This is a genomic window from Elioraea tepidiphila DSM 17972, from assembly GCF_000378465.1.
In the GTDB taxonomy this organism is placed as follows: domain Bacteria; phylum Pseudomonadota; class Alphaproteobacteria; order Acetobacterales; family Acetobacteraceae; genus Elioraea; species Elioraea tepidiphila.
In genome coordinates, this window is sequence record NZ_KB899915.1 from 60,349 (window position 1) to 87,094 (window position 26,746).

Consider the following 26,746-nt stretch of genomic DNA (forward strand, 5'->3'; position numbering starts at 1 on the left):
CCATGGCACGCGCGAAGGAAGACTATCGCAGCCTCACGGGGCCGCAGAAGGCGGCGGTGCTGATGATGGCGCTCGGCGAGGAGAGTGCGGCCAAGCTGTTCGCGCTCATGCACGAGGACGAGATCAAGGAGGTGTCCTCGGCGATGGCGACGCTGGGACCTGTCTCGTCCTCGATCGTCGAGCGGCTCTGCCACGAATTCGCCAGCCAGATGAGTGCGGCCGGCAACCTGATCGGCAGCTTCGAGAGCACCGAGCGTCTGCTCGCCAAGACCCTGCCGAAGGAGCGGGTCGCGCAGATCATGGAGGAGATCCGCGGACCCGCCGGACGGACCATGTGGGACAAGCTCGGCAACGTCAACGAGGCGGTGCTCGCGAACTACCTCAAGAACGAGTACCCGCAGACCGTCGCGCTCGTGCTCTCGCGCGTGCGCGCCGATCACGCCGCCAAGGTGCTCCAGCTCCTGCCCGATGCCTTCGCCATGGAAGTGGTGATGCGCATGCTGCGCATGGAAAGCGTGCAGAAGGACGTGCTCGAAGGCGTGGAGCGGACGCTGCGCTCGGAGTTCATGTCCAACCTCGCGCGCACCCAGCGTCGCGACGCGCACGAGATCATGGCCGACATCTTCAACAACCTCGATCGCGCCGCCGAGGGCCGGTTCCTCGCGGCGCTGGAGGAGCGCAACCGCGAGGCGGCCGAGCGCATCAAGAGCCTCATGTTCACCTTCGATGACCTGGTGCGCGTCAACGGCGCGGGCATCCAGGTGCTGCTGCGCGCGGTCGAGAAGGAGAAGCTCGCGCTGGCGCTGAAGGGTGGGTCGGAGACCATCCGCGACCTGTTCTTCAAGAACCTCTCCGAGCGCGCCGGCAAGATGCTGCGCGAGGACATCGAGGCGCTGGGCCCCGTGCGCCTGAAGGATGTCGAGGAGGCGCAGGCCACGATCGTCGCCACCGCCAAGGACCTCGCCGCCTCCGGCCAGATCATGCTGTCCGACGGGCGCGAAGAGGAGCTCGTGTACTGAGATGGCGGGCAATCCGATGAACGGTCACACGCGCGGCGCGAAGCCGGTGCCGCTCTCCGCGCTCGCCGCACCGAAGCGGCTGTTCCCCGACGAGTCGAAGCCGTCGCGGCGCACCCTGTTCGGCGAGAGCTTCGACCCGCCGCCGCCCCCGCCGCCCGAGCCCGAGATCATCGCGCCGACCTTCGGGATCGAGGATCTCGAACTCGCCCGCGCGGAAGCCTTCGCCGAAGGCCGGGCCGCCGGGCTCGCCGAGGCGGCGGCAAGCCACGCCGCGCGCGAGACGGCCGCGCTGGAGGCGACCGCGCGGGAGCTCGCGGCCTCGGCCGCCGCGGCGCGCGCGGCCGCCGAGCGCACCGATGCCCGGCTCGCCGACGCGGTGCTCGCTGCCGTCGCGGCGCAGACGGCCGAACACGCCGCGCGGCTGCTGCCCGTCCAGGCGCGCGCGCTGCTCGCCGAGCTGCGCGCCAATCTGGGGCCCGAGATCGCGCTCACTGTCGCTGCCGCCCCGGCGGTCGCCGAACGCGTGGCCAGCGTGCTCAGCGAGGCCGCGCGGCGGAGCGGCGTGGACCTGCCGAACGACGTCGTCGCCGATGCCTCGCTCGATGCGCGTGCGGTGCGCGTGAGCTGGAGTTCCGGCGAGGCGCGACTCGATCTCGCCGCGGTCGCGGACGCGACTGCGCGGATCCTCGCCGAAGCCTTCGGCGCCCTGACCCCCACGTCCGCCGTGCAGGAGAGCGCGTGATGAGCAACGAACCGCCGATGGAGCTCAAGGATCTCGATCCGGCTCCGAGCCAGCCCGCGGAGGCCGATCCGCAGCCGATGCGCTCGGTGCGCGACCTCGAAGCGGTCTACGACATCCCGGTGCAGGTCTCGGCCGTGCTCGGCAAGTCGGTGATGCAGGTGAGCCAGCTTCTGAAACTGGGTCGCGGCGCCGTGGTCGAGCTCGACCGCAAGCTCGGCGAGGCGATCGACATCTACGTCAACAACCGCCTGGTCGCGCGCGGCGAGGTGGTGATGGTCGATGACGACCGGCTCGGCGTGACCATGACCGAGATCGTGAAGGCCGATCGCAGCGCCTGACGCTGGCGGTGCGGAAACAGACGGGAGCGCTGCCATGCGCGTGATGATCGTGGGGTCGATGTCGGCGGAGCTGGGCGAGGCGGCGCGCATCGCCATCTCGCGCGGGGCGAAGATCACCCAGGCCGATGACGTCCAGCCGGCGCTGGCGCAGCTGCGCGCCGGGCGTGGCTCGGACGTGGTGCTGTGCGACGTGCAGCTCGGCATCGAGGAGCTGATCGCGGCGATGGCGGCCGAGCGGATCGCCGCACCGGTGATCGCCTGCGGCACACGCGCCGATGCCGTGCGCGCGGCTGCCGCGATCCGGGCCGGCGCGCGCGAGTATCTGCCGCTGCCGCCCGATGCCGAGCTGATCGCGACCATGCTGGAGACGATCGGCGGCGATGGCCGCGCCCCGGTCGCGGCCGATCCGGTGATGCTCGCCGCGTTGCGCCGCGCCGAGCAGGTCGCGGCCTCGGAGGCCTCGGTGCTGATCCGCGGCGAGAGCGGCACCGGCAAGGAGGTGATGGCGCGCCACATCCACCGCCGCTCGCGCCGGGCGGCCGGGCCGTTCATCGCCGTCAACTGCGCCGCGATCCCCGAGAACCTCCTGGAGAGCGAGCTGTTCGGCCACGAGAAAGGCGCCTTCTCCGGCGCGATCGCGCGCCGGATCGGCCGGTTCGAGGCGGCCGATGGCGGCACGCTGCTGCTCGACGAGATCAGCGAGATGGATGTGCGGCTGCAGGCGAAGCTGTTGCGCGCGATCCAGGAGCGCGAGATCGACCGGCTCGGTGGATCGGAGCCGGTGAAGGTGAATGTGCGCATCCTCGCCACCACCAACCGTCCGCTGGAGGCGGAGGTGCGCAAGGGCACGTTCCGTGAGGACCTCTATTTCCGCCTCAACGTCGTCACGCTGACCGTGCCGCCCTTGCGCGAGCGGCCGCGCGACATCGCCCCGCTCGCCGAGATGTTCGCCCACCGCTACGCCGAGGTGAACGGCCTGCCCTACCGCCCGATTGCCGCCGACGCGATGCGCCTGCTCGAGACGCAGCCCTGGCGCGGCAATGTGCGCGAACTGGAGAACACGATCCACCGCGCCGTGCTGCTGGCCGGCGGCGAGACGATCGGGCCCGAGGCGATCGAGCTGCCGCTGGATGACGGGGCCACGCCCGCTCCGGCAACGAACGGGGCGGTCGCGCGCGTGGTCGCCGCCGCGCCCGCCGGCACGCCGACCGGGCTCGTCGGCCGCACGGTCGCCGATGTCGAGCGCGATCTGATCCTGGAGACGCTGACGCACTGCCTCGGCAACCGGACGCACGCCGCGGCGATCCTCGGCATCTCGATCCGCACGCTGCGCAACAAGCTGCGCGAATACACCGCCGCCGGAGTGAAGGTGCCGGCCGCCGGCCTCGCGGACCGCGTGCCGGCCTGAGCTGAGCATGGCGGCAGAGGCCAACACCGCGGCCGCGCCGGCCGCCGGGGCGGGACTGCTCGACCGCCTGCGCGACGCGCGTCCCGGCTCGGACGTGCTGATGGCGCTGGGTGTCGGCCTGCTGGTCGTCATCCTGGTCGTGCCCCTGCCCACACTGCTGCTCGATTTCGGTCTCGCCATCTCGATCACCTCCTCGATCCTGATCCTGATGACGTCGGTGCTGATGCACCGGCCGCTCGACTTCACGTCCTTCCCCACGATCCTGCTGATCACGACGCTGATGCGGCTCGGGCTGAACATCGCCTCGACGCGGCTGATCCTGTCGGCCGGGCATGAAGGTCCGCAGGCGGCAGGCCAGGTGATCGCCGCGTTCGGCGGATTCCTGATGGCCGGAGACGTGGTGATCGGCCTGATCGTGTTCGCGATCCTTGTGCTGGTGAACTTCGTCGTCATCACCAAGGGCTCGGGCCGCATCGCCGAGGTCGCGGCGCGGTTCAGCCTCGATGCGATGCCGGGCAAGCAGATGGCGATCGACGCCGATCTCTCCGCCGGGCTGATCGACGAGGCGGGCGCGCGCGCACGGCGCAAGCAGCTCGAGGAGGAGAGCGCGTTCTTCGGCGCCATGGATGGCGCGGCGAAGTTCGTGCGGGGCGACGCGATCGCGGGTCTGATCATCACGCTGATCAACATCGTCGGCGGGCTCGCGCTCGGCGTCGGCCGGCAGGGCATGGCGCTCGGCGACGCGGCAACCACCTACACGCTGCTTACGATCGGCGACGGTCTGGTGAGCCAGATCCCCGCACTGCTCGTCTCCACCGCCGCCGGCATCGTCGTCACGAAGGCGGGTGTCGAGGGCAGCGCGGACAAGGCGCTGATGCGCGAACTCGCGGGCAGCCCGAAGCCGCTCGCGCTCGCTTCCGGTGCGGCGGCCGTGCTCGCGCTGATGCCAGGCCTGCCGATGCTGCCCTTCCTGCTGCTCGCGGGTGCCGCCGGTGCCGGGGCCTGGGCGCGCCACAAGGCCGGGGCGGGGGCGGATGTCGCGGATGCGGCGCTCACCGAAGCGCCGGCCACCGCCGTTGAGGAGGATCCCGCTCAGGCGCTTCGCATCGATGCGATCCGGCTGGAACTCGGCTACGGCCTGCTGCGGCTCGCCACCGGCGAATCCGGCCAGCGGCTCACCGAACAGATCCGCGGCCTCCGCCGCAGCCTCGCGGTCGAGCTCGGCTATCTGCTGCCGCCCGTGCGCATCCAGGACAACGTCCAGCTCCCGCCCAATACCTATGTCGTGCGGCTCAAGGAGATCGAGGCCGGGCGCGCCGAGCTTCGCCCCACCATGATGATGGCGATGGACCCGCGCGGTGGGCCGATCGGGCTGCCGGGCGAGCGCACCACCGAGCCGGCCTTCGGCCTGCCCGCCGCCTGGATCGAGGAGACGTTGCGCGACGAGGCGGCGGCGCGCGGCTACACGGTGGTCGATCCGGCTTCGGTGCTGGTGACACACCTGACCGAGCTCGTGCGCGACCATCTGGCCGAGCTGCTCTCCTTCGCCGAGACGCAGAAGCTGATCGATGATCTGCCGCGCGAGCATCAGCGCCTGGTCGCCGATCTCACCGCCGCGCAGGTCGGCACCGGCACGATCCAGCGCGTGCTCCAGGCGCTGTTGGCCGAGCGCGTCTCGATCCGCGACCTGCCGACGATCCTGGAAGGCATCCAGGATGCCGCCGGCGGTGCGCGCGGCTTCAACGCCCTGCTGGCCTCGGTGCGCAACCGGCTCGCGCGCCAGATCACCGACAGCCTGATGGGTCCGAACGGCTATGTGCCGCTGGTGACGCTCTCGGCGGAGTGGGAGCGCGTCTTCGCCGAGTCGATGGTCGGCCCGCCCGAGGATCGCCAACTCGCGATCCAGCCGACCAAGCTGCAGGAGTTCATGGCCAAGGTGCGCGACGTGTTCGACCGCGCCGCCGCCATGGGCGAGCAGCCTGCGCTGCTGGTCAGTCCGCATCTGCGTCCGCATATCCGCGCGATCGTCGAGCGGTTCCGGCCCTCGACCCCGGTGTTGAGCCAGACGGAGGTGCACGCGCGCGCGCGCATCCGCACGGTGGGGACGATCTGACCCATGCGGCTTCGTGTCTTCCATGCTCGCACCACCGCGCAGGCACTCGCGCAGGCACGCGCCGCGCTCGGCGAGGACGCGCTGATCCTGACGACGCGCCGAGCGCAGGGCGGCGTCGAAGTGACCGCGGCCGTACCGGTGGAGGATGAGCCGCTCGAGCGGGTGGTGCCCCTTGGGCCGCGCCGTGCGGCGCCGGACCGGACGATCGTTGCCGCGCTGCGCGCGCATGGCGTGCCGGAGTCACGGATCGAGGCGCTGGCCGCCAATTCCTCGCTCGCCGCCGGCATGGCCGAGACGCTCGGCTTCGCGAAGCTGCCGCTCAGTCCGGGCACGGTCCTCCTGCTCTGCGGCCCTCCCGGCGCCGGCAAGACGCTGACGGTGGCGAAGCTCGCGACCCGGCTGCGCATCGAGGGCACCGCACCCGCCGTGATCGCGGCCGATGGCAGGCGCGCCGGCGCGGTCGATCAGCTCGCGGCCTACACGCGCCTGCTCGGCCTCAACCTCGTGGTCGCGCCCGACATCCCCCGGCTCGCCAAGGCGATCGCGCGCCGCCCGATGGAGGCGCCGACGCTGGTGGACATGGCCGGGATCGATCCGTTCTGCGACCAGGACGGCACCGAGCTCGCCGCGCTGATCGAAGCGGTCGGCGCGGCGGCAGCGCTGGTGCTGCCGGCCGGCACGGATGCGATCGAGGCCGAGGACATCGCCGCCGCGATGGCCGCGCGCGGCGTGCGCCACCTGTTGCCCACCCGGCTCGATGTCGCGCGGCGCATCGGCGCTGTCGTCGCGGCGGCCGCTGCCGGCGATCTGGCGCTCGCCGAGGCCGGCACGGGACCCGGCGCGACCGACGGGCTGACGACGCTCGACCCGGCCACCCTCGAAGCCTGGCTGCTCGCCCCGCCCGCGGCGCGGCGCAGCCTTCGCAAGGACGTCATGGCATGACGGCACCGCCCCGACCGCGCGCGCCGCGGCTGATCGCCATCGCCTCCGGCAAGGGCGGTGTCGGCAAGACCTGGTTCGCGATCACCCTGGCCCAGGCGCTCGCCGCGCAACGCCACCGCGTGCTGCTGGTGGATTGCGATGTCGGGCTCGCGAATGTCGATGTGCAGCTCGGCCTCGATCCCGATCGCGACATCGCCGCGCTGCTGAAGGGCGGGTCGCTGGACGCCTGTGCCATGCACGTGGCCGCCGGCTTCGATGTGGTCGCGGGCCGTTCCGGCTCCGGCGCGCTTTCGGGCGCGGATCAGGTCGCGGCCGAGCGCATCCTCGACGCGCTGGCCGCGCCGTCGCGCTGGGAGGTCGCGATTCTCGATCTCGGCGCCGGCATCGAGAAGCTGCAACGGCGCCTCGCCAGCGCGGCCGACACGCTGATGGTGCTGACCACCGAGGAGCCGACCGCGCTGACGGACGCCTATGCCTGCCTGAAGCTCGCCGAGACCGATGCGCCGGGTGGGGATCGGCGCATCGTCGTCAACATGGCGTCCTCGCGCGCGAACGGCGAGCGCACGGCGGCGGTGTTGCAGAAATCCTGCGCGCGTTTCCTTGGCGTCACGCCGCCGCTTGCGGGGGTGGTGCGCCGTGATGCGCGGGTGGCGGACGCGATCCGCCGCCAGACGCCGCTCCTGACGCGTCACCCGACAGCGGAGGCCGCGCGCGATGTCGAGGCGATCGCGGGGTCGCTGCTCGCCGCGGTCGCCTGATCCTCAGGGCAGGACGCGATAGACCGTCGTCTCGCGCACGAGACGGTCCTCCAGCTCGCGCGTCACCGCGACCTCGTAGCGTGCCAATGCCTCAAGACCCTCGCGCGGCAGGTAGGCGCGGCCGGGATCGGCCAGCAGCACGGTGATGCCGCGGCCGGCCGCCTCGCGCAGCCACGGCACCACGCGCGCGGTCATGCGCGCCTCGTAGCAGACATCGCCGGCGAGGATCACCTCGGCCCCGGCCGGGTGCAGCAGCGGATCGCCAAGAGCGACGGTCACCGTGACGCCGTTCAGCGCGGCGTTGGCGCGGATTGCCGCCGCGGCCAGCGGGTCGATCTCGGCCGCCGTCACCGAGGCACCGGCACGCGCGGCCGCGATCGCGGCGATCCCGCCGCCGGCCGCGAGATCGAGCACGTGCCTGCCGGCGACCTGCGTGGGATCGTCGAGCACGAAGCGCGCGAGCGCCTGCCCGCCCGGCCAGGCGAAGGCCCAGTACGGCGGCTCGACACCCTGGCGTGCGAGACTGGTCTCCGTCGCCTGCCAGATCGGCGTGATCTCGGAGGCGAGGTGCAACGCGAGCTCCGGCACCAGCGGGGCGCGACCGATCGCGGTCTGGCCAACCACGAAGGCGGCGGCCGCCTCGGGCGTCATGCGACGCGGCCCAGCACGATCGCCGCCGCGATCGCGAGCCCGACCTCGCGATTGGCGCGGAACAGCCGCCCGCACAGCGCGGCATCATGGATGTCGAGGGTCATCACCTGCCGCGCGAGCAACAGCGCCGGCAGCACAAGCCCGGCCAGGAACACGAGCGAGAGCCCCGCCAGCAGACCCGACACCGCGACCAGCGCCAGCGTCGCGGCGTAGCACGCGGCCAGGAACGGCCGCGTGCGCTCGCCGAACAGGCGCGCGGTCGAGTGCACGCCGATCAGCGCATCATCCTCGCGGTCCTGATGCGCATAGATCGTGTCGTAGCCGAGCGTCCAGAAGAACGCCGCCGCGTAGAGCACGAGGGCCGCCGCGTCGAGCGTGCCGGCGGCGGCGGCGTAGCCCATCGGCACGCCCCAGTTGAAGGTGACGCCGAGAAAGGCTTGCGGCCACCACGTGACGCGCTTCATCAGCGGATAGACCGCGATCGGCAGCAGCGAGACGACGCCGAGCGCGATCGCCAGCGGATGAAGCTGGAGCAGGATCAGCAGCCCGACCGCCAGCAGTGCGGCGAGGAACACCAGCGCCCGGAGCGGCGTGACCGCGCCGGAGGCGAGCGGGCGGGCGGCAGTGCGGGCGACGCGGCGGTCGATGTCGCGGTCCCAGAGGTCGTTGATGACACAGCCCGCCCCGCGCATCACCACCGCGCCCACCGCGAACAGCACGACCAGCCACGGGTCCGGCCAGGGCGCGCCGGCGAGCGCGATCCCCCAGAGCCCCGGCAGGAACAGCAGCCACGTGCCGATCGGCCGGTCGAGGCGGATCAGCACGGCATAGGGGCGGGCGGCCTCGGGCAGGGCCGCGATCAGCCCGCCCGGCCGGATGTCGCTCGCCTGCGCGCCTGCCTGGTCCATCGCCCCTATAGTCGATGCGACGGAGCGAACGGCAAGCGATGACGGAAATCCGACTGCATGTGCCCGGGCCGCTGACCGCGGGGGCGGCGATCACCGCCACGCCGGCGCAGGCGCACTACCTCGCCGCGGTCATGCGCCGCACCGTCGGCGACCCGATCCTGCTGTTCGACGGTCGCAGCGGCGAATGGCGCGCGCGCATCGCCGCGCTCTCGCGCAAGGCTGCCATGCTCACGGTGGAGGAGCAGACCCGGCCCCAGCGCGCCGAGCCAGATCTCTGGCTGCTTGCGCCGGTCCTGAAGCGCGAGACCACCGAGTGGACGGTCGAGAAGGCGACCGAGCTCGGCGCCTCACGCATCCTGCTGACCACCAGCGCGCGCAGCGCCGTGACGCGCACCAACCCCGACCGGCTCGCGGCGATCGCCACCGAGGCGGCCGAGCAGTGCGAGCGGCTGAGCGTGCCCGAGCTGGTCCCGCCGGCGCCGGTCGGGCAGGTGCTGGCGTCATGGCCCGCCGGTCGGCACCTGCTGGTGGGCGACGAGTCGCGCACCGCCCCGCCGGCCGCCGCTGTCATCGGCGGCGCCGCGCCCGGCCCCTGGGGATTGCTGGTCGGGCCGGAGGGCGGGTTCACGGGGGCCGAGCTTGACGGGTTCCGGAAACTCCCCTTCTGTCACCCGGCCTCCTTCGGCCCCCGCATCCTGCGGGCCGAAACGGCAGCCGTTGCCGGCCTCAGCCTGATCCAGGCGCTGGCCGGCGACTGGTGCGATCCATGAGGGCGATCGCCCGCCCAACCGCCACATGCAAGGGGAACAGCGAGGATGTCCGGTCCGTCGGAGGGTGACGCGACCCCGATCACGTCGGTGCGCCAGCTCGCGGAGTACATCGCGGGCGGGGCGAAGCCGCGCGAGGCCTGGCGCATCGGCACCGAGCACGAGAAGTTCGCCTTCCGCCGCTCCGACCTCACGCCGCCCCCCTATGACGCGCCGGACGGGATCCGCGCGCTGCTGGAGGGCCACGTCGCGCGGGGCTGGCAGCCGACGCTCGACAACGGCAAGGTCATCGGCCTGAAGCGTGGGAGCGCGAATATCAGCCTGGAGCCGGGCGGGCAGTTCGAACTCTCCGGCGCACCGCTCGCCACGCTGCACGAGACCAAGGCCGAGCTCGACGCGCATCTCGCTGAAGCCAAGGCGGTGGGCGACGCGCTCGGCCTCGGCTTCCTGCCGCACGGCTTCCACCCGCTCGCCCGACGCGAGGACATGCCGTGGATGCCCAAGAGCCGCTACGCGATCATGCGGCGCTACATGCCGACCAAGGGCAAACTCGGCCTCGACATGATGCTGCGCACCTGCACGGTGCAGGTGAATCTCGACGTGCTCGACGAGGCCGACATGATCGAGAAGTTCCGCGTCAGCCTGGCGTTGCAGCCGATCGCGGTCGCGCTGTTCGCCAACTCCCCCTTCACCGAGGGCAAGCCGAACGGCTTCAAGAGCTTCCGCGCCAACACCTGGACCGACACCGATCCCGACCGCTGCGGTATCCCATCGGTGGTGTTCGAGCCGGGCTTCGGCTTCGAGCGCTATGTCGAGTGGGTGCTCGATGTGCCGATGTATTTCGTCTATCGCCAGGGCCGCTACATCGACGTCGCCGGACGGAGCTTCCGCGACTTCATGGCGGGCAGGCTGCGCGACGAGACCGAGGGCGCGGTCGCGACCATGGGCGATTTCGCCGACCACCTGACCACCGTGTTCACCGAGGTGCGCATGAAGCGCTACCTCGAGATGCGCGGCGCCGATTCCGGTCCGCCCGAGATGCTGATGGCGCTGCCCGCGCTCTGGGTGGGGCTGCTCTACGATTCTGGCGCGCAGAGCGAGGCCGCCGCGCTGATCCGCGACCATGCCTGCCAGGAGTGGCAGACGCTGCATCGCGATGTGCCGCGGCTCGGGCTCGCGACCCCGTTCTGCGACGGCACCGCACTCGCGCTCGCCCGCGAGATGGTGGCGATCGCCAGGCGCGGCCTCGTGGCGCGCGGGCTCGGCGAGGAGGCCTATCTCGCGCCGCTGGAGGAGATCGCGGCGACGGGGCGCAGTCTCGCCGATCACTGGCTCGACCGCGCGTCCACCGCGTGGGGTGGTGACGTCTCGCGGATTTTCACCGAGGGCGCGCTGTAGCGGGCTGGTCCTCAGCGGGTCGACGGCGGCAGGCCCTCCGCGTTCGCCTGCTGTTCAAATTCGCCCCGAGGACGGTGAGGTGGCATCGCTGCCGCCCCACTCGCGTCGAGACCTCGCGACTCGGCCGCAGTACGCTGAAGCCCTGGTCGAGATCGACGAGGGTCCGTTCCCGGCCGTGGGCACGTGATCCGGGTTCGCCACCCCCGAGCGCTGTTCGAGCACCCGCCAGAATCTCTGTTACGGATACGGTATCGTAACTACCAGCAACGAGCCGCTGGTGTTCACCCGCAGGCGCGCGCGTGATCAGGGACCCGATCGTGCTACGCCGCATGCAATGAGCCTGCGCGCGGCGATGTCGTCATGCGGGTGCGCCTCCGGCCAATATTCTGCCGGAAACGGTTCGTATCGTATGCGCACTCCCGGCCCGCGCCCTCAGCGCGCATCATTGTGTCGGGTTCTCAGGGGAGACCGTACGCAAATGTCACATCGTCATTCATTGTTGTCTGCGATCGTTGTCGCAACGTTCTGCCTGAACCCACCGGCCTCGGCACAGATTGCACGTGCCAGCTGCGATTCACTGGCCGGCTGGGCCGCAGGCTATCAACGCGGCGCGGAATGGCGGCCGAACCAGCTCGGCTCGCGTTACTGGGTGCCCGCCCTGCTCGCAGCACCGGCAACGGCCGAGCTTTTCGGCAAACCCATGCTCGCATGGACCGAGGCCGAGGCGGGCGAGATCGTGCAGGCCATGCTGGCCTGTGAGCGCGACTTCGCACGGTCGCGCCAGTTCGAGCAGCGCAACGCACTCGAGACGATGCGCGGTTGGATCCGCAACAACGCCACCGCCTATCTGCGTGCACTGACCGCCGCGCGCGCGGCGATCCCGGCCTCGTTCGCCGCGCTCGACGGAGCCCCCGCGACGCCGCAGCTGCTGCGCTTCTATGCCGCGCTGGCGCGCGCGGGCACGAACCAGCAGATGTTCAACGCGGCGAACCAGGCCGCCGGCCAGGTGCAGGGAGAGCCACAGGGCCATGCGCGCGCGCTGCTCGCCGCCGTGCGCGACCTGCCGCAGGCCGAGATCGGTCCGGCAGTGGCCGAGACGGCGAATGCGCGCGCCGCAGCGATGCGCGGTGCAGTACGCGATGCGCTGATCGCCGAGATCGGCCGCCTGCCCGTCAACGCGCAGTCGCTCGCCGAGCTCGCGAGTGCGCCACAATCCATGCGGCAGCACTTTGCCGGCGCGCTCGACCCGTCGGATTTCACCGCGATCGATCGTGCGATCGGGGAACGCCGGGCCGCGATCGGCACGGAGGCCGAGCGCCAGATCACGGCCGAGATCGCTGCGCTGCCGGCGGACGAGAGCGGATTCGTCGCGATCGATCGCGTCGCCGATGAGCGTCTCCTGCGCCTGCTGCCCGAGCCGAACGCAGCAAAGGTGCGCGACGCCGCGTCGGCGCAACGGAAGAAGACGGCGGACGCGCTGTTCGGTTCGTTCCAGCAGGCGCTCGCCCGCCTGCCGGCCACCCAGGAGGGCCTCGATGCGATCGATGGCGAGCTCCGCCCGAGCCTCGCCGCGTGGCCGGCCAGTGCCGCCGAGCATCGGTCCCGCTTCCAGGAAGCTGTCGAGGCGCGGCGGACGACCATCCTGGCCGCCGTGAACCGCGCCGAATCCGGTGCGATGCGTGGACGTGTCTATCAGGGAGGCGGCGTCGAACTCGAGTTCCTCGACCGCACGCGCGTCGTCATGAAGATGGGTGGCGGGCAGGCGGTCGCCGGCACCTACACCGAGGAGCGCGACGGCCGCGTGATCGTGACCATGAACAACCAGGCGCTCGTGCTTGCCCGCGAGGGACGGACACTGACCGGCGGGCCGGTCTCGCTCCGCCGCACCAAGTAGGCGTCAGCTGAGCGCCGTGCCGCCGACGGTCAGCCCGCGCAGCTTCAGCGTGGGCTGGCCCACGCCGACCGGCACGCCCTGGCCGTTCTTGCCGCAGGTGCCGATGCCGGGATCGAGCGCCAGGTCTTTGCCGACCATCGTCACCCTGGTGAGTGCGTCCGGGCCGTTGCCGATCAGCGTCGCACCCTTCACCGGCGCGCCCAGCCTGCCGTTCTCGATGAGATAGGCCTCGGACGCGGAGAAGACGAACTTGCCCGAGGTGATGTCCACCTGACCGCCGCCGAAGTTGACGGCATAGAGGCCGCGATCGACGGAAGCGATGATCTCCTCCGGCGCGTGCGGCCCGGCCAGCATCACCGTGTTGGTCATGCGCGGCATCGGCACATGCGCATAGGACTGGCGCCTGCCGTTGCCGGTCGGCGCGACACCCATCAGCCGCGCGTTCTGCCGGTCCTGGATGAAGCCCGTCAGGATGCCGTCCTCGATCAGGACCGTGCGGCCCGAGGGTGTGCCCTCGTCGTCGATCGTGATGGAGCCGCGACGATCCGGGATCGTGCCGTCATCCACCACCGTCACGCCCTGGGCCGCGATCCGCTGGCCCATCAGCCCGGCGAAGGCGGAGGTCTTCTTGCGGTTGAAGTCACCCTCCAACCCGTGGCCGATCGCCTCGTGCAGCAGGATTCCCGGCCAGCCGGGACCGAGCACGACCTCCATCTCGCCTGCCGGCGCGGCGATCGAGTCGAGATTGACGACTGCCTGGCGCAGCGCCTCGTCCACGGCGCGCTGCCAGGTCCCGGGTGCGACCAGCCGCGTGACGTCGAACCGGCCGCCGGTGCCGTAGCTGCCGGTCTCGCGCCGCCCGCCCTGCTCGACGACGACTGCGACGTTCAGGCGCACCAGCGGCCGCACATCGGCCGCCCGGACCCCGTCGGCGCGGATGATCTGCACGGCCTGCCACTCGCCGGTGAGGCTCGCCATCACCTGCGTCACGCGGCTGTCCTTGCCGCGCGCATAGGCGTCGATCTCGGCGAGCAGGCGCGTCTTGGCGGCGAAGTCGAGCGCGGCGACGGGGTTGGCGTCCGAATAGAGCCGCGCATTGGTCGCGCGCGGTGCGACGTCGATCGCCCCGCCGCGCCCGGTCTTCACCCCGCGCACGGTCTCCGCCGCCCGCTTCAGCGCCGCCTCGGTGAACTCGCCGGCATGGGCGTAGCCGACCGCCTCGCCGGAGACGGCGCGCAGCCCGAAGCCGAGCGTGGTGTCGAAGGACGCCGAGCGGATGCGACCGTTCTCGAGCGCGAGCGCCTCGCTCTCGCGGTACTCGAGGAACAGCTCGCCGTCGTCCATGCCGTCGAGGGCGGCCGCGGTCAGCGCCGCCGCCGTGTCGCGCTCGACCGCGGCGTCAGGGCGCGCAAAGAACAGCGTGTCGGTGGTGTCGAGATGGCTCACGGCAGCCCTCCTGATCGGCGGGTCACTGCGCGGCGGTGGCGCGGCGCACGACGCGCGCGGCCGGCAGGCGCAGCACGGCAGCAGTGCCCTGGCCCGGCGTACTCTCCAGATGCAGCGAGCCGCCATGCGCCTGGGCGAGCGCACGCGAGAGGAACAGCCCGAGCCCCGAGCCCTGATAGCGGCGCGACAGCGAGGAGTCGAGCTGCACGAAGGGCTGGAACACGCGTTCGAGGTCCTGCTCGGCGATGCCGATGCCGGTGTCGGTCACGCGCAGCTCGATGCCACCGTCCTCGTCCAGCCGCGCCGAGACGCGCACCGATCCGCCGGGGCCGGTGAACTTCACCGCGTTCGACACGAGGTTGAGCAGCACCTGCCTGAGCCGCCGCTCGTCGCCTCGCACCGTCGGCAGGTCGTCCGGCACGGCGCGTTCCAGCGCCACGGAGGCGGTGCGCGCGGCGGGATCGAGCAGCCGCAGCGTCGTCTGCGCGAGGCGCGCGAGATCGACCCGGTCCTCGGCGAGATCCATCCGACCGGCCTCGATGCGCGCGACATCGAGAATGTCGTTGATCAGCGACAGCAGATGCCGCCCGGCCTCGTTGATCGCGCCGGCATACTCCTCGATCCGTTTCGGATCCGGCCGCGCAGCCTCGTGCATCATGGCCTCCGAGAAGCCGATCACCGCATTCAGCGGGGTGCGCAACTCGTGGCTCATGGTGGCGAGGAACTGGCTCTTCGCCCGGCTCGCGGCCTCCGCCTCCGCGGCGGCCCGGCGCAGCGCGGCCTCGGCCTGTTTCTGCTCGGTGACGTCCGTGTAGGTGACGACGAAGCCGCCATCGGGCGTGGGATCGGAACGCACCTCCAGCACCCGCCCGTCGGGCCGCGTGCGCCAATGGATGGTCGAGACCGAGCGGTCACGCGTGAGATGGTCGCGCGCCGCCGCCTCGCCGGCCGCGCCGGGACCGAATTCGCCCCGTTCGACCAGCGCCTGGACCAGTTCCTGCTGGGTCCTGCCCGGCTGCAGCAGCTCGGGCGGATGGCCGAGCAGCTGCGCCGCCACCCGGTTCGCCGCCAGCACGCGACGCTCCTGGTCGAACAGGCAGATGCCGTGGCGGATATGCTCGAGCATGGTGTCGAGCATCGCCGCGCGGCGCATCGCCTCGGCCTCGGCCTCCACGACGGGCGTGATGTCCGTGACCACCGAGATGTGCCCGCCATCCGGCAGCGGCGCGGTGCGGACGTCGATCGCCGTGCCGTTCGGCCGCATCCGACGCCGGCGCTGCGGCTTGGTGATGTCGCGTCCCGATTCGCGCGCGATCGTCTCGCTGACATCGCCGGGCCCGAACTCGCCAGCTTCCGCGCGGCGACGGATCACATCCTCGACGTGATCGCCGATGGCGATCGGCGCGCCCGCCATGATCTGGGTATAGGCGGGATTGACCATGGCGAGCCGGCGGTCGGGCCCGTACACCGAGACGCCGTGCGGCAGCGCGCGCAGGATCGCATCGAGCAGCCGGGCGCGTCCGCTGGCTTCGTTCTCGGCGCGCGCCAGCGCCGTGATGTCGTTGACCGACACCATGAAGCCGCCATCCGGCAGCGGATCGTAGCTGAAATCGAGCACCTGGCCGTTCGGGCGGGTGCGGCGGAACAGGTGCGGGCGGGCGAGATCGATCGCGAGCAGCCGGGCCAGATAGGCGTCGGCATCGGGCACGGCGCCGAACTCGCCGCGCGCGGCAAGGTCACGCAGATGCTGCTCGAAGCTGATGCCCGGCCGGATCATGCCGTCGGGCAGGCCGAGCAGTTCCTCGTAGCGGCGATTGGAGAGCGTCATGCGCCGATCGGCGCCGTACACGCACACGCCCGTGCGCAGGCGCAGCAGCACCGTGTCCAGGCGCATCGCATGGCCCCGCGCCTGGGTCTCGGCCTCGACCAGGGCGGAGACATCGACCGTGCAGACGATGTGCCCGCCGTCGCTGAGCGGCTCGATGCGCACATCGAACACGCGGCCGCCGGGGCCGCGGCGCGTGCGCCGGCTCGGGCGGCTGCGGTCGATCGCCAGCTGCGCCGCGACCTGGGCCTCCACGTCGACCTCGCCGTACCAGCCGCGCGACGCGAGCAGGCGGACCACCTCGGCGAGGTGCATGCCGGGACGGAACGCATCGGGTGTCACGCCGGCATCGACGGCGTAGGTGCGGTTCGCCCAGATCAGCCGCGTGTCGGGATCGTAGAGGGCGATGCCGACGGGCAGCCGGTCGAGCGTGTCGCGCAGCAGCGCCTGCTGGCGGGCCGAGGCGCGCGCCGCCTCCATCTCGGCGGTCACGTCGCGCCCGATGCCGCGATAGCCGCGGAAATGGCCGTCACGGCCGAACACGGGCACGCCGCTGATGCGCACCCAGTAGGGCACCTCGGTGCCGCGGCGCGAGCGGTAGGTGAGGTCACGGAACGGCCGTCGCGCGGCGAGGTCTTCGGCGTGGCGCTGCCACATCGCCTCGTCGCCCGGCTCGCGCAGCACCTGCTCGAAGCGGGTGCGGCCGAGCATCGGATCGCCGAGCCGGGGTGTCAGCGCGCGCGCTCCGCGGCCGGGCTCGCGGATCGAGAGGAAGGTGAAGCGCAGGCTCTCGTCCTGCTCCCAGAACCAGTCGCCCGACGCCTCGGTGAAGTCGAGCAGTCGGCGTTCCCGCTCGGCCAGCGCCTCGTAGGCGAGGTTGAGCGCGGCGAGCTCGGCGCGCAGCCGCTCGACGTCCTCGCTCACGCTGTCCCGCTCCCCCCCCGCAGCCTGTCGAGCGCGTTGACGAAGGCCGCGAGCACCACGACCGCGAAGGTCTGGTGCAGCGTGCCGAGCCCGACCGGGACGACATAGAGCAGCGTCGCCACTCCGAGCGCGTACTGCGCCGCGATCGTACCGGCGAGCAGCAGGGCCGCGCGACCGGACGGCGTCGCGCGCGCGCGCCAGGCGAAGGCCGAAAGCCAGAGCGCCCCGGCGAGCGTGAGCGTTGCGAGCAGGCGATGGTTGAACTGCACCGCCGGGACCGACTCGAACAGGTTCAGCACCCAGGGCTCGAGCGCGCCATACCCCGCCGGCACCAGCCTTCCGTCCATCAGCGGGAAGGTGTTGTAGTCGAAGCCGGCGCGGATGCCGGCGACGAACCCGCCCGCGAGCATGGTCAGCACCGCGAGCACCCCGACCGCGATCACGCCATGGCGAAGCCGCCTCGGCGCAGCCTCGGGTTGGGGGCGCAGCAGCCCGAGCGCGATCCACAGCAGCAGCCCGAAGATCAGGAACGCCATCCCCAGATGGATCACCAGCCGATAGGGGCTGACGGCGGTGCGGTGCGGGAAGAACCCGGAGGCGACCATGAACCAGCCGAGGAAGCCCTGCAGCCCGCCGAGCGCGAACAGCAGGACGAGCCGCGGCAGCAGCGCCCGCCCGACCTTGCCGGCGAGGACGAGCGTCACAAGCCCGCCGAGGAAGGCGACGCCGATCAGCTTGCCCCAGAGCCGATGCAGGTATTCGAGCCAGTAGATCTCCTTGAAGCCGGCGAGATCCATCCCTGCATTGACGGCCGCGTATTGCGGGATGGTGCGGTAGAGATCGAACAGCCTCTGCCACTCGGCCTCGGAGAATGGCGGGAACCAGCCGGTGAGCGGGCGCCACTCCATGATCGACAGGCCCGAGCCGGTCAGCCGCGTCGCGCCGCCGAGCGCGACCATGATCAGCACCATCAGGGCGATGCCGAGCAGCCAGATCCCGACCGCGCGATCGCCCGGATGCGCGGTGCCGGCGGCACCGGAACGGGGCAGGGGGATCGGGTCAAACGGCATTCTCGGATCTCGCGTCTCGCGCCACCGGACGCGGCGTGCCGGCTCGCCGCCGCACCCTAGCCGATCGGGCGAACCTCGTCTTGTCGCTGGGTGACCCCTCTGGTATGGCGCCCCGCCGGGCGGTTTCAAGCGTCCGCGCACGGTCGCCCGCCCGGCGACCGGGACGCCGTCATCCCCGATCCGATGCCCGAACCTCCTCCCCCCCCCACCGTGCCGGCGGCGCCTGCTGGCCTGCCGCTGCTGTCGGTGGTGGTGCCGGTGCGCAACGAGGCACCCAACATCGCCCCGCTGATCGCCGAGATCCGTGCCGCCGTTGCCGGGCTCGGCCCCTACGAGATCGTCTATGTGGACGATGGCTCGACCGATGGCACCGCGGCGGTCCTGGCCGAGGAGGCACGGCACGGCGACCTGGTGCGCCGGCGCCACCGGGTCTCGTGCGGTCAGAGTGCGGCGATCGCAACCGGCGTGAAGGCCGCCCGCGGACACTGGATCGCCACGCTCGACGGCGATGGCCAGAACGACCCGGCCGACATCCCGCGCCTGTTCGCCGCGGCGCTGGCCGAGGACGCGGCCGACCCGGCGCCGGTGCTGATCGCCGGCCACCGCACCACGCGCAAGGACACCCGCACCAAGCGGGTGGTCTCCAGGATCGCCAATGCGGTGCGTGCCCGGCTCCTGGGGGATGCCACCCCTGACACCGGGTGCGGGCTCAAGGTGTTCCGCCGCGCCGACTTCCTCGACCTGCCCCGCTTCGACCACATGCACCGCTACCTGCCGGCGCTGTTCCTGCGCGCGGGCGGGCGGGTGCGGAGCGTGCCCGTGAATCACCGGCCGCGGTTGCGCGGCCGGTCGAACTACGGCGTGTTCGATCGCCTGGGCGTGGCGCTGTTCGACCTGATCGGCGTGATCTGGCTGCAGCGGCGCGGCCGGCGCCCCGAGCTGGAGCCCGTCGAGGAGCCGTGAGGACCACGGCGGCACGGCGCCGCGCGGCGTTGCTGCGGCTTGTGGTGCTGGCCTGCGGCCTGGCCGCGGCCGGGCTGGTGCTGCGCGAGATCGGGCTGACCCCCGAGGCCGGCTGGGTGGAGCGGTGGGTGCGCGGCCGGGGGCTGGTCGGCGACCTCGTGTTCATCGCGGTCGGCGCGGCGGCGACCGCGGCCGGGGTGCCCCGCCAGGGGGTCGCGTTCCTCGCCGGCTATGCCTTCGGCGCGCTGGAGGGCACCATGGTCGCGCTCGCCGCCACGGTGCTGGGCTGTGCCGTGTCCTATGGCTGGGCGCGGCTGGTCGGGCGCGACTGGGCGGAACGCCGGCTTGCCGGACGCTTCGGTCACCGGCTGCGCCCGCTCAGGGATGCGCTGGCCGGCAGTCCGTTCGGCGCCACGCTCGCGCTCAGGCTGCTGCCGGTCGGCAACAACCTGGCGCTGAACCTGCTCGCCGGGATGGCTGCCATCCCGATGCTGCCGTTCGTCGCGGCCTCGGCGCTCGGCTACGTGCCGCAGACCGTCGTGTTCGCCCTGCTCGGCAAGGGCGTGCGGGTGGACGGCGCCTGGCAGCTCGCCCTGGCGGTGGCGCTGTTCGCGGTTTCGGTCGCGATCGGCCTGGCCCTGCTGCGCCGCCACCGCGCCGGGCGGGTGCTGGAGGACGAGGCCCACGGCAGCTGACCGGCGCGGTCTTGCGACAGGTCATCGACGCCGCATCTGGTCCATGGCAGGAGAGCACCCATGCGGACGGATGTCGCCATCATCGGCGCGGGACCGGCGGGGCTGGCCCTGGCCACTGGGCTCAAGGGCAGCGGCCTGGATGTCACGCTGATCGAGCGCAGCCCGGAGGCGAGCTTGGCCGCGCCCGCCTTCGACGGGCGCGAGATCGCGCTCACCCATCGCTCGCAGGCGATCCTGCGCGACCTCGGCGCCTGGGTGCGTCTGGCACCGGAGGAGATGGCACCGCTCGGCGAGGCGCGGGTGATCAATGGCGGTTTCCCGCTGGCGCTGCGCTTCGCCCCGCCCGCGCCGAGCGAGCCGCTCGGCCGGCTGGTGCCCAATCACGCGATCCGGCGGACGCTCTTCGACACCGTGGCCGCCCAGGGCGGCACGCGGCTGCTGGCCGGACGCGAGGTCACCGCCCTCACGCTCGCCCCGGACGGGGCGCGGCTGCGCCTCGCGTGTGGCGAGGAGATCGCCGCACGGCTGGTGGTGGCGGCCGACTCCCGCTTCTCGGCCGCGCGCCGGCGCGCCGGCATCGGCGCCGAGATGCTGGATTTCGGCCGCTCCATGATCGTCTGCCGCATGGCGCATGAACGCCCGCACGGCGCGACCGCGACCGAATGGTTCGGCCACCGCCAGACCATCGCCATGCTGCCGCTGAACGGCGCGATGTCCTCGGCGGTGCTGACGCTGGCGCCGGACGAGACCGAGCGGATGCTGGCGCTCGATCCGGAGGATTTCGGCGCGGAGGTGACGCGCCGCTACGAGGGCCGGCTCGGCGCGATGCGGCTGGTCAGCACCCGCCACGCCTATCCGCTGGTGGCGGTCTACGCGCACCGCTTCGCCGCCCGCCGCTTCGCCCTGCTCGGCGATGCCGCGGTGGGGATGCACCCCGTGACCGCGCATGGCTTCAATTTCGGGCTTTCCGGCGCGGCCTTGCTGGCGGCGGAACTGAAGCGGGCAGTGGCACGCGGCCTCGATCCGGGGGGCAGCGGCGCGCTGTCGTACTACGCCTCGGCGCATCGGCGGGCGACGCTTCCGCTGTTCCTCGCGACCAACGCGATCGCCCGGCTCTACGGCGATGACCGCGCGCCGGCGCGGCTCGCGCGCGCGGCGCTGATCAGCGCCGGCGCCGCCCTGCCGCCGATCCGCCGGGCGATCGTCGCCCGGCTGATGGATGCCCGCCCCGCCCTCAGTGCAGGGTGAGCTGGCCGCCGGCGTAGCGCAGCTCGGCGGGGCGGATCAGCGCGGCCGAGGCGACCCGCACCGAGTGCAGCTTGCCATCCAGCTCGCGCTGCCAGAAGGCCAGGAAGCGGCTCAGCTCGGGGAAGCGCGGGGCGAGGTCGAGATCCTGCCAGATGAAGGTCTGCAGGAGCCCGGGATGATCGGGCATGTGATAGAGGATTTGCGCGGTGGTCAGCCGATACCCCATCAGCTGCCGTTCGATCGCGGATACCGACATCCAGTTTGTCTCCTCCATGCGGCGGTGGGCGCCGGTGACCGGTTTCTCCCTTCCCGTTCGCCGAATGGTGCCACGGGGTTTCCCAACAGGAAATGAAAATTGAGCGATTTCAGTAGCTTAGCAGCCGGGTGTCGGGAGTGCTGCCAGGCTTGACTTGGCTGGCCCGCTCGCCTAGATCGCTGGCACTCCTCGGGAGGGAGTGCTAGCAGCCCAGTGCGGCGGCCTTCCGGCCGGGGGGATCCCCAACTTCCAGGGCCATCAACGGAGACATCCGATGAAGTTCCGTCCCCTGCACGACCGGGTGGTGGTGCGGCGCGTGACCGCCGAGGAGAAGACCGCCGGCGGCATCATCATCCCCGATACCGCGAAGGAGAAGCCGATGGAGGGCGAGATCGTCGCCGTCGGTCCCGGCGCGCGCAACGAGAAGGGCGAGCTCGTGCCCCTCGACGTGAAGGAAGGCGACCGGGTGCTGTTCGGCAAGTGGTCCGGCACCGAGGTCAAGATCGACGGCGAGGAGCTGCTGATCATGAAGGAGAGCGACATCATGGGGATCGTCGAGGTCCCCGCCGCCAAGAAGAAGGCGGCCTGAGCGCTCCCCGCCCACCGACCTACCCCTGAACAACCCGAAGGTGTGAGGACATGCCTGCAAAGGACGTGAAGTTCGGCGCGGATGCGCGCGTGCGCATGCTGCGCGGCGTCGACATCCTGGCCGACGCTGTGAAGGTGACGCTCGGCCCCAAGGGCCGCAACGTCGTGCTCGACAAGAGCTTCGGTGCGCCCCGGATCACCAAGGACGGCGTGACCGTCGCCAAGGAGATCGAGCTCGCCGACAAGTTCGAGAACATGGGCGCGCAGATGGTGCGCGAGGTGGCGTCGAAGACCAACGACGTCGCCGGTGACGGCACCACCACCGCCACCGTGCTCGCCCAGGCGATCGTGCGCGAGGGCGCGAAGGCGGTCGCCGCCGGCATGAACCCGATGGACCTCAAGCGCGGCATCGACAAGGCCGTCGCCGCGGTCGTCGAGGAGCTGAAGAAGAAGTCGAAGAAGATCTCCACCTCCGCCGAGGTCGCCCAGGTCGGCGCCATCTCCGCCAACGGCGAGCGCGAGATCGGCGAGATGATCGCCAAGGCGATGGAGAAGGTCGGCAACGAGGGCGTGATCACGGTCGAGGAGGCCAAGGGCATCCAGACCGAGCTCGACGTCGTCGAGGGCATGCAGTTCGACCGCGGCTACGTCTCTCCGTACTTCATCACCAATGCGGAGAAGATGGTCGCCGAGCTCGACAACCCCTACATCCTGATCCACGAGAAGAAGCTCTCGGGGCTCCAGCCGATGCTGCCGCTGCTCGAGGCGGTGGTGCAGTCGGGCAAGCCGCTGCTGATCGTGGCCGAGGATGTCGAGGGCGAGGCGCTCGCCACGCTCGTGGTCAACAAGCTGCGCGGCGGGCTCAAGGTCGCGGCCGTGAAGGCGCCGGGCTTCGGTGATCGCCGCAAGGCGATGCTCGAGGACATCGCCATCCTCACCGGCGGCCAGGTGATCAGCGAGGATCTCGGCATCAAGCTCGAGAACGTCACGCTGAACATGCTCGGCAAGGCGAAGAAGGTGATCATCGAGAAGGAGAACACCACCATCGTCGAGGGTGCCGGCAAGAAGTCGGACATCCAGGGCCGCTGCAACCAGATCAAGGCGCAGATCGAGGAGACCACCTCGGACTACGACCGCGAGAAGCTGCAGGAGCGGCTGGCGAAGCTCGCCGGCGGCGTGGCCGTGATCCGCGTCGGCGGTTCGACCGAGGTCGAGGTGAAGGAGCGCAAGGACCGCGTCGACGACGCGCTGCACGCCACGCGCGCCGCCGTCGAGGAGGGCATCGTTCCGGGTGGCGGCACCGCCCTCGCGCGCGCGACCGCGATCCTCGCCAAGATCAAGGTCGAGAACGACGACCAGCGCTTCGGCGTCGACATCGTCAAGCGCGCGATCACCAGCCCGCTGCGCCAGATCAGCGAGAACGCGGGCGAGGACGGCGCGGTGATCCTCGGCAAGGTGCTCGACAACGACGACTACAACTGGGGCTATGACGCGCAGGCCGGCGAGTTCAAGGATCTCGTCAAGGCCGGCATCATCGACCCGACCAAGGTCGTGCGCACCGCCCTGCAGGATGCGGCCTCCGTCGCGTCGCTGCTGATCACCACCGAGGCGATGGTGGCCGAGCGTCCGGAGAAGAAGCCCGCCCCGGCGGGTGGGCCCGGCGGCGGCATGGGCGACATGGACTTCTGATCGCCCGGTCACCGTTGATGTGCGGGGGCGCCCTTCGGGGCGCCCCTTTCGTTTCGATGCACCGCACTGGTTCCGATTATCCTTGACCCGCGCGCCCCGACCTGCGCCTATCTCCCCTGCAATCGTGCGTTTCGCTTGGCTACGCCTTGGCTCTCCGGGACTTCCCGGCGTCTTCGGCCCGCGCTTCCGAAAAACCCGGTTGTCCAGACGCGACGCGATCCCCGCGCCGCGTGACGTGCTTTGAAGGAGGGCCACATGGCCACAGGCACCGTGAAGTGGTTCAACGCGACCAAGGGCTACGGCTTCATCGTTCCCGACCAGGGCGGCAAGGATGTGTTCGTGCACATCACCGCCGTGCAGGCGGCAGGGCTCCAGGGCCTGAACGAGGGCCAGAAGGTCAGCTACGAGGTCAGCATGGAGCGCGGCAAGGCCGCCGCCGGGATGCTGCGCGCGCTCTGAGCGCGCGCCACCCGGTCCACGCGATCGGAGGGGCCGTCCCGCATGGGACGGCCCCTTTCGCGTTTTGCCTTGACCCCGACCGGCCGGGGCGTGTTCCCTGGATCGGCAATCGTGCGTTTGGCTTGACTGACCTCGCCTCCTCTCTGGCTTCCGGGCTACCGGGCGGCTGACGGCTTTCTCTCCGGACCCGGTTGTGCGCCGCGCTACGGCGGCGCTGAGCAGCAGAGGAGGGCCGCATGGCCACAGGCACTGTGAAGTGGTTCAACGCCACCAAGGGGTATGGGTTCATCGTGCCCGACCAGGGCGGCAAGGACGTGTTCGTGCACATCACCGCCGTGCAGGCCGCGGGCCTCACGGGGCTGAACGAGGGCCAGAAGGTCAGCTTCGAGGTCAGCATGGAGCGCGGCAAGCCCGCCGCCACCAATCTCCGCGCCGCCTGACCGCGGCTCGACCCGGGAGGGCCGCATCCGCGAGGGTGCGGCCCTTTCGTTTGCGCGCGTTCCGGGCGAGGCTCGCGCCATGTTCGATCTCGCCGCACTCGAGGCCGCCGCCTCGCTCGTCCACGCCCACATGCCGCCGACGCCCCAGTATCCCTGGCCGCTGCTCGCCACGCGCGCCGGCTGCGAGGTCTGGGTCAAGCACGAGAACCACACGCCGACCGGCGCCTTCAAGATCCGCGGCGGGCTCGTCTTCATGGAGCGGCTGAAACGCGAACGGCCCCATTGCCCCGGCATCGTCTCGGCGACGCGCGGCAATCACGGCCAGTCCCTCGCCTATGCGGGCGCGCGGTTCGGCGTGCCCGTCACCATCGTCGTGCCGCGCGGCAACAGCGTCGAGAAGAACGCCGCGATGCGGGCCTTCGGCGCCGACCTGATCGAGCACGGGCGCGACTTCGATGAGGCACGCGAACACGCCGAGGCACTCGCTGCCGAGCGCGGGCTGGAATTCGCGCCCTCCTTCGCCCCCGATCTCGTGAAGGGGGTGGCGACCTACGCGCTCGAACTGTTCCGCGCCGCCCCACCGCTCGACGCGGTCTATGTCCCGATCGGGCTCGGGTCGGGAATCTGCGGGTTGATCATGGCACGCGACCTGCTGGGGCTTTCCACCGAGATCGTCGGCGTGCAGAGCGACCGCGCGAACGCCTATGCGCGCTCGCTGGCCGCCGGGCACGTCGTGCCGACCAGCAGCGCCGACACCCGCGCCGATGGCATGGCGACGCGGATTCCCGACGCCGGCGCGTTCGAGATCATCCGCCGCGGGGCCGCGCGCATCGTCGAGGTGACGGATGACGCGGTCGCCCAGGCGATCCGCATCTACTGGACCGACACGCACAACCTGGCCGAAGGCGCCGGTGCCGCGCCGCTGGCCGCGCTGATGCAGGAGCGCGACCGGATGCGGGGCCGGCGTGCCGGCGTGATCCTGTGCGGCGGCAACATCGACCTCGCGCTGTTCCGCTCCTGGGTGCTGGCATGAGCGACACGATCCTTCTCCGCAACGTCCGCCCGATGGGCGGCGGCTCGGCCGACATCCTGATCGAGCAGGGCCGAATCTCGGCGATCGGCTCGGCGCTGGCTGCACCGGAAGGGACGCCCAGCGAGGACGGCGGCGGCGCCCTCGCCCTGCCCGGGCTCATCGAGGGCCACGCGCACATCGACAAGACGCTCTGGGGCATGAACTGGGTGCCGAACGATGTCGGGCCGACGATCCAGGACAAGATCGACACCGAGCGCCGGTTCCGCGCCGCCACCAACCACGACGCGCGCGCGCAATCAGAACGGATCGCGCGCGCATACCTCGCCAACGGCACCACGCGCATCCGCACCTTCGTCGACATCGATACCGAGGCGCGGCTCAAGCACCTGCACGCCGTGCTGGCGACCCGCGCCGCACTTGCCGATGCGATCGAGATGCAGATCGTCGCCTTCCCGCAATCGGGGATGCTGGTGCGCCCCGGCACCGAGGCGCTGCTCGATCAGGCGATGGCGGCTGGGGCGGATGTCGTCGGCGGGCTCGATCCCTGCGCGATCGACCGCGACCCCGTCCGTCACCTCGACGTGATTTTCGGCCTCGCCCAGAAGCACGGGCGCGGCGTGGACATCCACCTGCACGAGCCGGGCGAGATGGGCGCCTTCTCGCTCGATCTGATCCTGGAGCGCACAGCCGCACTCGGCATGCGCAATGCGGTGGTGGTCAGCCACGGCTTCTGCCTCGGCATGATCGGGGAGCGCGAGCGCGACGCGCTGCTTGCGCGCATGGCGCAGTGGGGCGTCGCGGTCGCCACCACTGCGCCGCCCTCGCGCCCGGTGCCGGCGGTCGCCGCGTGCCGGGCCGCAGGCGTGGCGATCTTCGGCGGCTGCGACGGCATCCGCGACACCTGGGGCCCGTATGGCCGGCCCGACATGCTGGAGCGCGCCATGCTGATCGGGCTGCGCAACAACTTCCGCCGCGACGAGGAGGTGGGCTGGGCGCTCGACTGCATCACCACCGAGGCCGCACGCGGCTGCGGCTTCGCAGGCTACGGCCTGACCCCGGGCGCGCGCGGCGACGTGGTGCTGGTCGCGGCCGAGACCGTCGCCGAGGCGGTGGTGGCGCGCCCGCCGCGCCGTCTGGTGGTCAGCGCCGGACGCGTGGTCGCGCGCGGCTGA

The 26,746-nt window shown here is 71.5% G+C and carries 25 protein-coding genes; 19 read left to right on the forward strand and 6 right to left on the reverse strand.

Going from position 1 to position 26,746, the window contains the following annotated elements:
* The first annotated feature begins 2 nt into the window (after positions 1–2).
* The 7 genes from fliG to F563_RS0106205 are packed head-to-tail and all read left to right on the forward strand — an operon-like array spanning position 3 to position 7,320.
* On the forward strand, positions 3–1,019 hold the full coding sequence (gene fliG, locus F563_RS0106175; RefSeq protein WP_019013781.1) for a flagellar motor switch protein FliG: 1,017 nt from the start codon (positions 3–5) through the stop codon (positions 1,017–1,019).
* A 1-nt stretch (position 1,020) separates the two neighbouring features.
* Positions 1,021–1,761 (forward strand): hypothetical protein, encoded by a 741-nt coding sequence (locus F563_RS23820; protein WP_019013782.1) that lies wholly within the window; start codon positions 1,021–1,023, stop codon positions 1,759–1,761.
* Positions 1,761–2,099: a flagellar motor switch protein FliN gene (fliN, locus tag F563_RS0106185; protein WP_019013783.1), complete on the forward strand. Its 339-nt coding sequence runs from the start codon at positions 1,761–1,763 to the stop codon at positions 2,097–2,099. The genes F563_RS23820 and fliN overlap by 1 nt, the downstream gene beginning before the upstream one ends.
* A 34-nt stretch (positions 2,100–2,133) precedes the next feature.
* Entirely contained in the window at positions 2,134–3,507 is a 1,374-nt protein-coding gene (locus F563_RS0106190) for a sigma-54 interaction domain-containing protein (RefSeq protein WP_019013784.1), read from the forward strand.
* A 7-nt stretch (positions 3,508–3,514) separates the two neighbouring features.
* Positions 3,515–5,620 (forward strand): flagellar biosynthesis protein FlhA, encoded by a 2,106-nt coding sequence (flhA, locus tag F563_RS0106195; protein ID WP_019013785.1) that lies wholly within the window; start codon positions 3,515–3,517, stop codon positions 5,618–5,620.
* Between the two features lie 3 nt (positions 5,621–5,623).
* Positions 5,624–6,562, forward strand: coding sequence for a P-loop NTPase family protein (locus F563_RS21780; protein WP_019013786.1), 939 nt, complete (start codon positions 5,624–5,626; stop codon positions 6,560–6,562).
* Positions 6,559–7,320: a nucleotide-binding protein gene (locus F563_RS0106205; RefSeq protein ID WP_019013787.1), complete on the forward strand. Its 762-nt coding sequence runs from the start codon at positions 6,559–6,561 to the stop codon at positions 7,318–7,320. Before F563_RS21780 ends, F563_RS0106205 begins: the two co-directional genes overlap by 4 nt.
* Positions 7,321–7,323: 3 nt before the next feature.
* Here F563_RS0106205 and F563_RS0106210 read toward each other — a convergent pair whose 3' ends face one another.
* Positions 7,324–7,971: a class I SAM-dependent methyltransferase gene (locus F563_RS0106210; protein ID WP_019013788.1), complete on the reverse strand. Its 648-nt coding sequence runs from the start codon at positions 7,969–7,971 to the stop codon at positions 7,324–7,326.
* A complete protein-coding gene (ubiA, locus tag F563_RS0106215) occupies positions 7,968–8,879 on the reverse strand; it encodes a 4-hydroxybenzoate octaprenyltransferase (RefSeq protein WP_019013789.1) in 912 nt (303 codons plus the stop codon). The genes F563_RS0106210 and ubiA overlap by 4 nt, the downstream gene beginning before the upstream one ends.
* Positions 8,880–8,917: 38 nt before the next feature.
* Here ubiA and F563_RS0106220 point away from each other — a divergent pair, with 38 nt between their 5' ends.
* From F563_RS0106220 to F563_RS0106230, 3 genes are all read left to right on the forward strand, one after another.
* Positions 8,918–9,649, forward strand: a complete 732-nt coding sequence (locus F563_RS0106220) for a 16S rRNA (uracil(1498)-N(3))-methyltransferase (protein ID WP_019013790.1) — start codon at positions 8,918–8,920, stop codon at positions 9,647–9,649.
* A 45-nt stretch (positions 9,650–9,694) separates the two neighbouring features.
* Positions 9,695–11,044, forward strand: coding sequence for a glutamate--cysteine ligase (locus tag F563_RS0106225; RefSeq protein ID WP_019013791.1), 1,350 nt, complete (start codon positions 9,695–9,697; stop codon positions 11,042–11,044).
* A gap of 334 nt (positions 11,045–11,378) precedes the next feature.
* The gene (locus F563_RS0106230; RefSeq protein ID WP_156825084.1) at positions 11,379–12,938 is read left to right on the forward strand and encodes a hypothetical protein; all 1,560 of its coding nucleotides are present in this window, start codon (positions 11,379–11,381) and stop codon (positions 12,936–12,938) included.
* A gap of 3 nt (positions 12,939–12,941) precedes the next feature.
* Here the strand turns inward: F563_RS0106230 and tldD are convergent, their stop codons facing one another.
* Genes tldD through F563_RS0106245 form a run of 3 tightly spaced genes read right to left on the reverse strand, consistent with a single transcriptional unit; the run spans position 12,942 to position 18,203 of the window.
* On the reverse strand, positions 12,942–14,384 hold the full coding sequence (gene tldD, locus F563_RS0106235) for a metalloprotease TldD (RefSeq protein ID WP_019013793.1): 1,443 nt from the start codon (positions 14,382–14,384) through the stop codon (positions 12,942–12,944).
* Positions 14,385–14,406: 22 nt separating this feature from the next.
* Positions 14,407–17,133, reverse strand: coding sequence for a PAS-domain containing protein (locus F563_RS23825; RefSeq protein ID WP_019013794.1), 2,727 nt, complete (start codon positions 17,131–17,133; stop codon positions 14,407–14,409).
* Positions 17,130–18,203 carry a COX15/CtaA family protein gene (locus tag F563_RS0106245; protein WP_019013795.1) on the reverse strand — a complete coding sequence of 358 codons (1,074 nt, stop codon included), beginning with the start codon at positions 18,201–18,203 and terminating at the stop codon, positions 17,130–17,132. The genes F563_RS23825 and F563_RS0106245 overlap by 4 nt, the downstream gene beginning before the upstream one ends.
* A gap of 183 nt (positions 18,204–18,386) precedes the next feature.
* Here F563_RS0106245 and F563_RS0106250 point away from each other — a divergent pair, with 183 nt between their 5' ends.
* The 3 genes from F563_RS0106250 to ubiM are packed head-to-tail and all read left to right on the forward strand — an operon-like array spanning position 18,387 to position 21,109.
* Positions 18,387–19,166 (forward strand): glycosyltransferase family 2 protein, encoded by a 780-nt coding sequence (locus F563_RS0106250; protein WP_051089336.1) that lies wholly within the window; start codon positions 18,387–18,389, stop codon positions 19,164–19,166.
* Complete coding sequence (locus tag F563_RS0106255) at positions 19,163–19,861, forward strand: TVP38/TMEM64 family protein (RefSeq protein WP_019013797.1); 699 nt, start codon at positions 19,163–19,165, stop codon at positions 19,859–19,861. The genes F563_RS0106250 and F563_RS0106255 overlap by 4 nt, the downstream gene beginning before the upstream one ends.
* Positions 19,862–19,921: 60 nt before the next feature.
* On the forward strand, positions 19,922–21,109 hold the full coding sequence (ubiM, locus tag F563_RS0106260) for a 5-demethoxyubiquinol-8 5-hydroxylase UbiM (protein ID WP_019013798.1): 1,188 nt from the start codon (positions 19,922–19,924) through the stop codon (positions 21,107–21,109).
* Here ubiM and F563_RS0106265 read toward each other — a convergent pair.
* Positions 21,096–21,365 (reverse strand): usg protein, encoded by a 270-nt coding sequence (locus F563_RS0106265; RefSeq protein ID WP_019013799.1) that lies wholly within the window; start codon positions 21,363–21,365, stop codon positions 21,096–21,098. The genes ubiM and F563_RS0106265 overlap by 14 nt on opposite strands.
* Before the next feature lie 274 nt (positions 21,366–21,639).
* On the opposite strand from F563_RS0106265, the gene groES reads away from it, so the two are divergent.
* The 6 genes from groES to F563_RS0106295 all read left to right on the forward strand — a co-directional run bounded on the left by groES (position 21,640) and on the right by F563_RS0106295 (position 26,746).
* A complete protein-coding gene (groES, locus tag F563_RS0106270) occupies positions 21,640–21,954 on the forward strand; it encodes a co-chaperone GroES (protein ID WP_019013800.1) in 315 nt (104 codons plus the stop codon).
* A gap of 50 nt (positions 21,955–22,004) precedes the next feature.
* Positions 22,005–23,642, forward strand: a complete 1,638-nt coding sequence (groL, locus tag F563_RS0106275; RefSeq protein ID WP_026299372.1) for a chaperonin GroEL — start codon at positions 22,005–22,007, stop codon at positions 23,640–23,642.
* Between the two features lie 255 nt (positions 23,643–23,897).
* Positions 23,898–24,101, forward strand: a complete 204-nt coding sequence (locus tag F563_RS0106280; RefSeq protein ID WP_019013802.1) for a cold-shock protein — start codon at positions 23,898–23,900, stop codon at positions 24,099–24,101.
* A 236-nt stretch (positions 24,102–24,337) separates the two neighbouring features.
* A complete protein-coding gene (locus F563_RS0106285) occupies positions 24,338–24,541 on the forward strand; it encodes a cold-shock protein (RefSeq protein ID WP_019013803.1) in 204 nt (67 codons plus the stop codon).
* 79 nt (positions 24,542–24,620) lie between these two features.
* Positions 24,621–25,574 carry a threonine dehydratase gene (locus F563_RS0106290; protein ID WP_019013804.1) on the forward strand — a complete coding sequence of 318 codons (954 nt, stop codon included), beginning with the start codon at positions 24,621–24,623 and terminating at the stop codon, positions 25,572–25,574.
* Entirely contained in the window at positions 25,571–26,746 is a 1,176-nt protein-coding gene (locus F563_RS0106295) for an amidohydrolase family protein (protein WP_019013805.1), read from the forward strand. The genes F563_RS0106290 and F563_RS0106295 overlap by 4 nt, the downstream gene beginning before the upstream one ends.

Bases quoted from the DNA above. Each gene is read 5' to 3' on its own strand.
- fliG (WP_019013781.1), top strand. From the start codon at position 3: ATGGCACGCGCGAAGGAAGACTATCGCAGCCTCACGGGGCCGCAGAAG.
- F563_RS23820 (WP_019013782.1), top strand. From the start codon at position 1,021: ATGGCGGGCAATCCGATGAACGGTCACACGCGCGGCGCGAAGCCGGTG.
- fliN (WP_019013783.1), top strand. From the start codon at position 1,761: ATGAGCAACGAACCGCCGATGGAGCTCAAGGATCTCGATCCGGCTCCG.
- F563_RS0106190 (WP_019013784.1), top strand. From the start codon at position 2,134: ATGCGCGTGATGATCGTGGGGTCGATGTCGGCGGAGCTGGGCGAGGCG.
- flhA (WP_019013785.1), top strand. From the start codon at position 3,515: ATGGCGGCAGAGGCCAACACCGCGGCCGCGCCGGCCGCCGGGGCGGGA.
- F563_RS21780 (WP_019013786.1), top strand. From the start codon at position 5,624: ATGCGGCTTCGTGTCTTCCATGCTCGCACCACCGCGCAGGCACTCGCG.
- F563_RS0106205 (WP_019013787.1), top strand. From the start codon at position 6,559: ATGACGGCACCGCCCCGACCGCGCGCGCCGCGGCTGATCGCCATCGCC.
- F563_RS0106210 (WP_019013788.1), bottom strand. From the start codon at position 7,971: ATGACGCCCGAGGCGGCCGCCGCCTTCGTGGTTGGCCAGACCGCGATC.
- ubiA (WP_019013789.1), bottom strand. From the start codon at position 8,879: ATGGACCAGGCAGGCGCGCAGGCGAGCGACATCCGGCCGGGCGGGCTG.
- F563_RS0106220 (WP_019013790.1), top strand. From the start codon at position 8,918: ATGACGGAAATCCGACTGCATGTGCCCGGGCCGCTGACCGCGGGGGCG.
- F563_RS0106225 (WP_019013791.1), top strand. From the start codon at position 9,695: ATGTCCGGTCCGTCGGAGGGTGACGCGACCCCGATCACGTCGGTGCGC.
- F563_RS0106230 (WP_156825084.1), top strand. From the start codon at position 11,379: ATGAGCCTGCGCGCGGCGATGTCGTCATGCGGGTGCGCCTCCGGCCAA.
- F563_RS0106245 (WP_019013795.1), bottom strand. From the start codon at position 18,203: ATGCCGTTTGACCCGATCCCCCTGCCCCGTTCCGGTGCCGCCGGCACC.
- F563_RS0106250 (WP_051089336.1), top strand. From the start codon at position 18,387: ATGCCCGAACCTCCTCCCCCCCCCACCGTGCCGGCGGCGCCTGCTGGC.
- ubiM (WP_019013798.1), top strand. From the start codon at position 19,922: ATGCGGACGGATGTCGCCATCATCGGCGCGGGACCGGCGGGGCTGGCC.
- F563_RS0106265 (WP_019013799.1), bottom strand. From the start codon at position 21,365: ATGTCGGTATCCGCGATCGAACGGCAGCTGATGGGGTATCGGCTGACC.
- groES (WP_019013800.1), top strand. From the start codon at position 21,640: ATGAAGTTCCGTCCCCTGCACGACCGGGTGGTGGTGCGGCGCGTGACC.
- groL (WP_026299372.1), top strand. From the start codon at position 22,005: ATGCCTGCAAAGGACGTGAAGTTCGGCGCGGATGCGCGCGTGCGCATG.
- F563_RS0106280 (WP_019013802.1), top strand. From the start codon at position 23,898: ATGGCCACAGGCACCGTGAAGTGGTTCAACGCGACCAAGGGCTACGGC.
- F563_RS0106285 (WP_019013803.1), top strand. From the start codon at position 24,338: ATGGCCACAGGCACTGTGAAGTGGTTCAACGCCACCAAGGGGTATGGG.
- F563_RS0106290 (WP_019013804.1), top strand. From the start codon at position 24,621: ATGTTCGATCTCGCCGCACTCGAGGCCGCCGCCTCGCTCGTCCACGCC.
- F563_RS0106295 (WP_019013805.1), top strand. From the start codon at position 25,571: ATGAGCGACACGATCCTTCTCCGCAACGTCCGCCCGATGGGCGGCGGC.